Origin of the sequence: Gordonia sp. NPDC057258 (assembly GCF_042668985.1) — a bacterium.
Lineage (GTDB): Bacteria > Actinomycetota > Actinomycetes > Mycobacteriales > Mycobacteriaceae > Gordonia > Gordonia hongkongensis.
Genome location: NZ_JBHUXZ010000082.1, coordinates 1 through 1498 on the forward strand (window position 1 = coordinate 1; position 1498 = coordinate 1498).

Genomic DNA, 1498 nt, shown 5'->3' on the forward strand with positions numbered 1-1498 from the left:
TGGGCGCGTTCAATCGGTCGATGCAACACTGGGTTGTTGTAGCGAGTGTAGTTGTTCGCCAAAGACTTCGGCGGGAGTTTTCCATCCAAGGACTTTTCTAGGACGGTTGTTGAGGGTGTAGGCGATGGCCTCGAGGTCCTCAGCTGACCACCGCGACAGATCAGTTCCCTTAGGAAAATATTGGCGCAGAACACCATTGGTGTTCTCGTTGGATGGTCGCTGCCACGGTGAGTGCGGATCGGCGAAGAACACCTGCGTTCCGGTGTCCATCGCGAACTGGGCGTGAGCGGACAGTTCCTTGCCGCGATCCCACGTCAACGTTTTGCGCAACTGCTGCGGCAGCGCGGCGATCGACGCTGTCAGTCCTGCATTCATCGCGATGGCACCGTAGCCACCGAGTGCGGGCCCGTTCTTCACAGGCGGCTGCTCACCCCAGCCCTGCTGGCGTGGCAGATGCACCAGAAGTGTTGCACGACTACGACGTTCAACGATCGTGCCGATCGCCGATCTCCCAGTTCCGATAATCAGATCACCCTCCCAGTGCCCGGGGACGGCACGGTCCTCGGCCTCGGCAGGGCGCTGACTGAACACGACATCGGAGGTGACGTGACCCTGCGGCTTGTTGCGCGAGCGGGCCCGCGGCTCCCTCAGTGCACGTCCGGTGCGCAGGCACGCGACCAGCTCACGTTTGAGCGCGCCGCGGCCCTCGATGAACAGGGACTGGTAGATCGCCTCGTGACTGATACGCATGGATTCATCATCGGGGAAGTCGACCTTCAAACGCTGGGAGATCTGCTCTGGACTCCACGCCAGCGACCACCGCCGGTTGGCCCGGTGCGGTTTGTTAAGCCCCTTCCATGGCGGTGGCGTGGGGCCCGCAGCGATCGTGCCATCGGGACGGCGGACAACGCCGGCCAGGCGGTCCTGTACGTACTCCCGCAACTCGACGTGGGCCACGAGCTTCGCTGTTTTCGGGCGCTTGGCGGCCTGCTGGGCTTTCCACTGCGCCACCAACGCCCGATACTCGAGCTTCCCGCTCCTGGTTGCGGCGTTGCGCCGTAGCTCACGCGAGATCGTGGCCGGACTCCGCCCGATCCACCGTGCGATCTCACGCACCCCACGATCCTGGGCGCGTAGCAGCGCGATCTCTTCCCGTTCGGCGAAGGATAGATAGCGGCCCGAAGGCTCATCCAGACTCAGCGGCCTCATGCCGCCAGCGTGGCGGAACCAGCGTGTACCCACCGGCACCGACACACCGACAGCGATCGATGCCTGTGCCGTGCTCACCCCCGTCGCGACCACCCGCCAAAACTCACGTTGCACCTGCCGCGACGGCTCCGGCCGCCCCGGCGATCGCATCGCCGGCCGAAGTGCACGATCAGCACGCCACTGCCGACGAACACCTACCGCCACATCGCTGGTCCTCCGACTCCAGTCCGCCGTAGCCACCGCAAACACCTCCATGATCATGGTGTTGCGACGACCAGTTGAATCCGCC

General features: G+C 64.2%; 1 protein-coding gene. It reads right to left on the reverse strand.

Features of this window, described 5'->3' with window-relative positions:
- Positions 1-9: 9 nt before the first annotated feature.
- Positions 10-1209, reverse strand: coding sequence for an IS30 family transposase (locus tag ACFUEJ_RS24165; RefSeq protein ID WP_101819295.1), 1200 nt, complete (start codon positions 1207-1209; stop codon positions 10-12).
- Positions 1210-1498: the final 289 nt, after the last annotated feature.

Coding starts and splice junctions, on each gene's coding strand:
- ACFUEJ_RS24165 (WP_101819295.1), bottom strand. CDS start 1,209: ATGAGGCCGCTGAGTCTGGATGAGCCTTCGGGCCGCTATCTATCCTTC.